The organism is Micromonospora sp. M51 (assembly GCF_018070305.1).
In the GTDB taxonomy this organism is placed as follows: Bacteria; Actinomycetota; Actinomycetes; order Mycobacteriales; family Micromonosporaceae; genus Micromonospora; species Micromonospora parva.
The window spans coordinates 1-7,070 of record NZ_JAGPXZ010000290.1 but is presented as its reverse complement, the minus strand read 5'-3'; the positions used below and the strand labels follow the sequence as shown (position 1 = coordinate 7,070).

6 protein-coding genes are annotated in these 7,070 nt (G+C 73.6%); 2 read left to right on the top strand and 4 right to left on the bottom strand.

What is annotated here, in order from left to right:
- Positions 1-173: 173 nt before the first annotated feature.
- Positions 174-1,160, bottom strand: a complete 987-nt coding sequence (locus KBX53_RS16985) for a YihY/virulence factor BrkB family protein (protein WP_210860275.1) — start codon at positions 1,158-1,160, stop codon at positions 174-176.
- A 178-nt stretch (positions 1,161-1,338) separates the two neighbouring features.
- Between KBX53_RS16985 and KBX53_RS16980 the strand changes: the two genes are divergently transcribed.
- On the top strand, positions 1,339-1,740 hold the full coding sequence (locus KBX53_RS16980; RefSeq protein ID WP_030334978.1) for a ChaB family protein: 402 nt from the start codon (positions 1,339-1,341) through the stop codon (positions 1,738-1,740).
- 70 nt (positions 1,741-1,810) lie between these two features.
- Here the strand turns inward: KBX53_RS16980 and KBX53_RS16975 are convergent, their stop codons facing one another.
- Positions 1,811-3,244 carry an aldehyde dehydrogenase gene (locus KBX53_RS16975; protein WP_030334977.1) on the bottom strand — a complete coding sequence of 478 codons (1,434 nt, stop codon included), beginning with the start codon at positions 3,242-3,244 and terminating at the stop codon, positions 1,811-1,813.
- 72 nt (positions 3,245-3,316) lie between these two features.
- Here KBX53_RS16975 and KBX53_RS16970 point away from each other — a divergent pair, with 72 nt between their 5' ends.
- Positions 3,317-4,930, top strand: a complete 1,614-nt coding sequence (locus KBX53_RS16970) for an NAD(P)/FAD-dependent oxidoreductase (RefSeq protein ID WP_210860274.1) — start codon at positions 3,317-3,319, stop codon at positions 4,928-4,930.
- A gap of 106 nt (positions 4,931-5,036) precedes the next feature.
- Here KBX53_RS16970 and KBX53_RS16965 read toward each other — a convergent pair whose 3' ends face one another.
- Both KBX53_RS16965 and KBX53_RS16960 read right to left on the bottom strand, forming a co-directional pair.
- Positions 5,037-5,804: a polyprenol monophosphomannose synthase gene (locus tag KBX53_RS16965; protein ID WP_030334974.1), complete on the bottom strand. Its 768-nt coding sequence runs from the start codon at positions 5,802-5,804 to the stop codon at positions 5,037-5,039.
- 149 nt (positions 5,805-5,953) lie between these two features.
- The gene (locus KBX53_RS16960; RefSeq protein WP_030334972.1) at positions 5,954-6,955 is read right to left on the bottom strand and encodes an SDR family oxidoreductase; all 1,002 of its coding nucleotides are present in this window, start codon (positions 6,953-6,955) and stop codon (positions 5,954-5,956) included.
- Between the last annotated feature and the right edge of the window lie 115 nt (positions 6,956-7,070).

Sequence of the window (7,070 nt, the reverse complement as noted above, 5' to 3'; positions counted from 1 at the left end):
GTACCAGGCCGCTGACCTCCTGACTCATCTGTTCGTCGATCCTCGGTCCGTGCTTGCTGTTGCCACGCTCCATGCCTTCTGCGCTACCCGGCACCCCGCCCGCTAAACCGGCACCGGGCCACGAACCGGCCCTCGGTCCGGCGCCGAACCGGACGTCATTGCCGAACGGGACCTCACTCGTCGGCCGGTCGGCGCGGCGGCAGCACCGGCTCGTCCGGGTCCGGGTCGCCGCCCTGCAACTGACGCCCGCGCTGCACCTCGGCGGTGATCTGCACGCCCAGCATCAGCGCCGAGTTCGACCGGTAGAGCCAGACCAGGAACGCGATGGCCGCGCCGAGGCTGCCGTAGGTGGTGTCGTACGAGCCGAAGTTGGCCACGTAGAGGCCGAAGCCGAAGGAGGCCGCCGCCCAGGAGAGCAGGGCCACCGCGCCGCCCGGGGTGAGCCAGCGGAACCGGGGCTGGCGCACGTTCGGCGCGATCCAGAACAGCAGGGACAGCAGCACCATCATGATCATGGCGAGGACCGGCCACTTCGCCACGCTCCACGTGGTGCGGGCCAGGCCGCCGGCGTTGATCAGGTCGCCGACCGCGTCGGTGACCGGCCCGCTGACGATCAGGCCGAGAGCGACCACCGCGAGCAGCACCAGCGTGATCGCCGCCAGGCCGATCTGCAGCGGCCGGAGCTTCCAGACCGGGCGACCCTCGGTCACCCCGTACACCGCGTTCGAGGCCCTGGTGAACGCGCCGATGAAACCCGACGCGGACCAGAGCGCGCCGAGCAGGCCGAAACTCAGCAGCAGCTTGGGGTTGCTCTGGTCGAGCACCACGGCGCGGATCACCCCGATCACGCCGTCCTTGTCGTCGGTCAGCACCGCCCCGGCGCCCACCTGGTTGGCCAGGTCGACAACGGTGTCGACGGTCTGCTCGCCGCTGGAGACCAGGCCGACCAGCGCCACCACCACGATGGCGGACGGGAACAACGCCAGGACGCCGTAGTAGGTGAGCGCGGCGGCCCAGTCGGAGCAGTTGTCGGTGACGAAGTTCTGCACACTGCGGACCAGCACCCCACGCCAGGTTCGCCAGCTCAGCTGCCGTATCCGTCGCGGCACCCGGCGGCCCGCTGTGCCGTCGAGGGTGGTACCGGGCTCCGTGGTCGTCATTGCCCGCTCCCTGCGCCCCGGCCGCCGGATGACCGGTCGTCCGGTCTGGCCTGGCCCGGCGGTACCCGGATGGGTAAATCGACAAACCCCACCCCCGGGCCGGCCGACGCCGCTATGGTTTGCCGCCGCGTCACCGGGGAACGGTCACAGTGACCCTGTCGACACGGAGGAGGACGAGATGCCCGGGCGCGAAGACCTGCCCAGCACGCTGCGGCGCTCCCCGGATAAGGCGCAGCGCACCTGGGAGAAGACGCACGACTCGGCGGTCGAGACCTACGGTGAGGGGGAGCGGGCGCACCGCACCGCCTTCGCCGCGGTGAAGCACCAGTTCGAGAAGGTGGGCGACCACTGGGAGCCGAAGGGCCGCAAGGGTCCCAGCGACCAGCAGGCCGCCGGTGGCGGGCCGGAACGACGGGCCCCCACGGCGGGTGGCGTGGACGCCAACGCCACCAAGGACCACCTGATGTCGGTGGCCCGCAAACTCGACGTGCCCGGCCGGTCGGGCATGACCAAGCCGGAGCTGGTCACGGCCATCGAGAAAGCCAACGACCGCGCCACCCGCAAGGCCCGCGGGAACTGACCGCGCCGCACCGGAGCACCACCGACGCGGTACGGGCGGACGCGCCACCCCTGCGTCCGCCCGTGCTGTCCTACCAGTGCCCGCCGCCCGGCGCCTCGATGTGCACGGCCTTGGTGGCGGTGAACTCGTCCAGCAGCTCCGGGCCGTACCCGAAGCCCTGCCCACTGGCCCGGCGCGGATGCGCGGCACCGCCCGGCGCGCCCCCGAACACCGCGTTGATCTTGACGGTGCCGACCGGCAGCTCTCGCCAGGCCCGCTGCGCGTGACTCATCGACGGGGTCAACACGGTGGCCGCCAACCCGTACGGGGAGTCCGCCGCGCAACGCAACGCCTCGTCGAACGAGTCGACCACCACCACCGGTGCGACCGGCCCGAACGTCTCCTCGCGGACCAGCGCCGTGTCGTGCCGGCAGTCCGTGACGACGGTCGCCGGATAGAACGCCCCCGGGCCGGGCGGCACCTCGCCGCCGGTGCGCACCCGCGCCCCGTCGGCCACCGCCGCCGCCACCTGCCCGTGCACGTGGTCCCGGTGCCGTCGGTCGACCAGCGGGCCCAGCTCGGTGCCCGGGTCCCGGCCCGGCCCGACCCGCAGCGCCTCGGCGCGTCGTACCAGCGCGGCCACGAAGTCGTCGGCCACCTCCCGGTGCACGTAGAGCCGCTCGACCGCCACGCAGATCTGCCCGGCGTTGGCGAACGCGCCGAGCGCGGCCTGCTCCGCCGCCCACTGCGGGTCGACGCCCGCGTCCACCACCAACGGGTCACTGCCCCCGTTCTCCAGGAGCACCTTCGCGCCGGTGCGGGCCGCGGCGGTGGCGATCGCCCGGCCGGTCGCTGTCGCGCCGACGTGGGCCACCACGTCGACCTCCTGCGCCGCCAGCGCCGCACCCACCTCCGGGCCGCCGGTGAGCAGCGACAACACCCCGGCCGGCAGCGCCTGGTCCAGCGCGCGGGCCAGCAGCCAACCCGTCGCCGGGGTCCGTTCGCTCGGCTTGTAGAGCACCACGTTCCCGGTCACCAGAGCCGCGCCGAGCAGCCCACAGGAGACCGCCACCGGGTCGTTCCAGGGGGTGATCGCCGCGACCACCCCCCGGGGCTGCGGGGTCAGGAAGTCCAGCGCGTCGGGGTCGCCATTGAGGGTGCGCCCGCCGCGCAGCGGCGCCAGCTCCGCATACTGTCGCAGGGTGCCGATCCCCGCCTCGACGCCGCCACGGGCGTCCGCCAACGGCTTGCCCATCTCCGCGGTGACCGCCGCCGCCAACTCCTCGACGACCGCCTCCACCGCGTCCGCGGCCCGGTGCAGCGCCGCCGCCCGTTCCGCCGGCGCGGTCGCCGCCCACTGGGCCGCCACGTTGCGGGCCGCCTGGGTCGCCTTGCCCACCTCGTCGGCGGTGGCCACCGGCACCGTGCTCACCGGCTGGTCGTCCGCCGGATCACGCACGACCAGTTCGCCGCCGTCGCCGCCCGCACCCCACACCCCGCCCACCAGCTGCGCAACCGTGTACATGCGGCGCTGGATGCCCCGGCCCCGGCGAGGCAAACGCGTTTCGCCCGGTTGCGCGCCGGGTAGGCGGATCCGATGACAACCACCGTCGCGCAGAGCGCGGACGCCGTCATCATCGGTGCCGGGCACAACGGCCTGGTGGCGGCCAACCTGCTGGCCGACGCCGGCTGGGACGTGGTGGTGCTGGAGGCGACCGCGACGCCCGGCGGCGCCGTCCGCTCCGCCGAGGTCACCGCGCCCGGCTACCTGAGCGACCTCTACAGCTCGTTCTACCCCCTCGGGTACGCCTCACCGGTGCTGGGCGCCCTCGGCCTGGATCGACACGGGTTGTCGTGGCGACACGCCCCGGACGTGCTGGCCCACCTGCTGCCCGACGGTCGGGCCGCGGTGATCAACCGGGACCCGGACGCCACCGCCGCGTCGCTGGAGCAGTTCGCTCCCGGTGACGGCAAGCGGTGGCTGAGCGCGTACGCCGAGTGGCTCGACGTGGCCGAGCCGATGCTGGACGCGATCACCGCGCCGTTCCCCCCGGTACGCGGAGGGCTCGGCCTGCTGCGGCGGTTGCGGGTCGCTGGCGCGCTGCGACTCGCCCGCCGGCTTGTCGTGCCGGTCCGCAAGCTTGGCGACGAACTCTTCGACGGTCCCGGCGGGCCGGCCCTGCTGGCCGGCTGCGCCCTGCACACCGACCTCTCCCCGGAGGAGGCCGGCTCCGGGGTCTACGGCTGGCTGCTGGCCATGCTCGGCCAGCAGGTCGGCTGGCCGGTGCCCGACGGCGGCGCGCAGCGGATCACCGACGCGCTGGTGGATCGGCTACAGGGGCGCGGCGGGACGATCATCTACGGCGCGCGGGCCGAACGGGTGCTCACCGCCCGGGGCCGGGCGATGGGGGTCCGCACCGTCGGTGGCGCGCTGTGGCGGGCCCGGCGGGCCGTGCTCGCCGACGTTCCGGCGCCGGCGCTCTACCTCGACCTGGTCGGCCCGGCGGCGCTGCCGTCGCGGCTGGTGGAGGACCTGGCGCACTTCCGGTGGGACGGCTCCACGCTGAAGGTGGACTGGGCGCTCTCCGCGCCGGTGCCGTGGACGAACCGGCAGGTGGCCGGCGCCGGCACCGTGCACCTCGGCGCGGACCTGAACGGGCTCACCCACTACGCCAGCGAGTTGGCCCGTGGTGAGCTGCCCCGCGACCCGTTCCTGCTGGTCGGGCAGATGTCGGTGGCGGACCCGAGCCACTCCCCGCCGGGCACCGAGTCGCTCTGGTCGTACACCCATCTGCCGTTCCGGCGGACCTGGCGGGCCGACGACGTGGCCGGGCACGTGCAGCGGATGGAGGACGTGCTGGAGGCCGCGGCACCGGGTTTCCGGCGCCTGATCGTGGGCCGGCACGTGGCCTCGCCGGTCGATCTGGAGGAGGGCAACCCCAGCCTGGTCGGCGGCGCGCTCGGCGGCGGGACCGCCGCCGCGTACCAGCAGCTCTTCCTGCGCCCGATCCCTGGACTGGGTCGGGCGGACACCCCGGTGGACCGGCTCTTCCTGGCCAGCTCGTCGGCGCACCCGGGCGGCGGGGTGCACGGCGCGCCCGGTGCGAACGCGGCCCGCGCGGCGCTGGCGCGCGACCGTGCGCTCACCGGCCGCGCCTACGCCGCAGCCATCGCCACCGCCCACAACGCCATCTACCCCACCACCCCCTGACCGCCACCCTTCCCGCGTCCCGGTGATCAAGAGGTTCGCGTCAGATTCGCCACCGTCGGCGACGCGAACCTCTTGATCACCCAGCAGGATGGGGTGGGGGTGGGGGTCAGCGGGTTACGTTGCGGTGTTTGCTGCGGAGGCGGAAGGGCATGAGGGCGCTCTCCACCTTGGTCGCGGTGGTCATCTTGGAGACGCCGTCGCGCCGCTCCTCGAAGCGGATCGGCACCTCCAGAATGGTGTGCCCCAGCTTGGTGGCGAGGTAGTGCATCTCCACCTGGAAGCTGTAGCCGTTGGACTGCACCCGCTCCAGGTCGATGTCGCGCAGGGCGTCGGCCCGCCAGATCTTGAAGCCGGCGGTGAGGTCCCGGATGCGCACCCGCAGCAGCGTGTGCACGTAGAGGTTCGCCCAGCCACTGAGCGCCCGGCGGTAGAGCGGCCAGTTCTCGTCCAGCTCGCCACCGGGCACGTACCGGGAACCGATCACCACGCTGGCCTGGGTGGACAGCAGCGCGCCCAGCATCCCCGGCAGCGCCTCCGGCGGGTGCGAGAGGTCGGCGTCCATCTGCGCCACGTACTCGGCGCCGCCCGCGACCGCCCGGCTCATCCCGTCCACGTACGCCCGGCCGAGGCCTTCCTTGCCAGCGCGGTGCACGACCTCGATCCGGTCGGGGTTCTCGATGGCCAGCTTGTCGGCCACCTCCCCGGTGCCGTCGGGGGAGTTGTCGTCGGCGACGAGGATGCGCAGCCCCGGCAGCGGCAGCGCGAGCAGCCGCTCGACCAGCGCCGGGAGGTTGCCCGCCTCGTTGTACGTGGGCACGACGACGGTCAGGCGTGCGTCCCGCCACGGCGACGGCAACTGCACCGGCTGGATCATGTCGGTCATCCTCGGTTTGCGGACATGGGTCATGGAAAGGGTATCCAGTTGCCGCATTCGCACCGAGGGGGCACCCCTCCCGGGCGTTGCGGACCGTCGTCGTCCACCGCGCTCCGGGGTAACAGCCCTGGTCAAGGGGCTTGTGTTGGTCAGCGCCGACGGCGAGCGACAGCGCCGAGGGCGAGCGTCGCGACGGCGAGCGCGACACCGGAGAGTGCCGGCTTGTGCGTGCTCACCCACAACGCTGCGGAACGGTCACGTGCCTGGTGGCGGAACACCCCGGCCGCGCCCCGGTCGGTGTCCGCGTCGCCGGGGTGGTCCAGATTGTCGCGCCAGGTCGCCGGATCGATAGTGGCGCCGGTCTGCTGGCTGTCGTACCCGTCGCGGGCCAGCTTCCGGTCGAGCAGGCCGGGGAACAGCGCGTCGGCCAGCCGGGCCTGCCAGGTCGGGCCACCCACGTTCAACTCCCGGGTGCCGTGGTCCGCCGCCCACACGATGGCCCGGGCGGCCAGCTCCGGAGTGAAGATCGGCGGCACCGGCTGCGGATGCCGGGGCAGCCGGGTACGGACCCAGGAGAACTGCGGCGTGTTGATCGCCGGCAGTTGCACCATCGACACCTTCACCCCCGGGCAGTCGTGCAGCAGCTCGGCGCGCAGCGAGTCGTTGAACCCCTGCACGGCGTGCTTGCTCGCGCAGTACGCCGACTGCAGCGGGATGCCCCGGTAGGCCAACGCCGAGCCCACCTGCACGATTGTGCCCCGCCCGTGCGCCCGCATGTGCCGCAGCGCGGCGAGCGTGCCGTGCACCGTGCCCAGGTAGGTGACAGCGGTGACCCGGTGGAACTCCCGCGCCGGAATCTCCCAGGCGGACGCGAACACCGACACCATCGCGTTGTTGACCCACACGTCGATGCCGCCCCACCGGTGCACCACGTCGTCGGCGGCCTGCTGCACCGCGCCCGCGTCGGACACGTCGACCCGGTACACGCGCACGTCGGTCGCGCCGCGCAGCCGGCACTCCCGCTCGGCGGCGGCCAGGCCCGCCTCGCCCCGGGCCAGCAGCGCCAGCCGGGCGCCGCGCGCCGCGTACGCGTGGGCGACGGCCCGGCCGACGCCGGCGCTCGCGCCGGTCACCACCACGGTCCGCGTCACGCTCACCCCTTCTGCCGGGTGGCGATGTCGGAGAGCCGGGCCAACGTCTCCCGGTTGCGCCGGTGCAACACCAGATCGTTGATCTTGTTGTGGACCCAGCGCAGCGGTCCGGCGG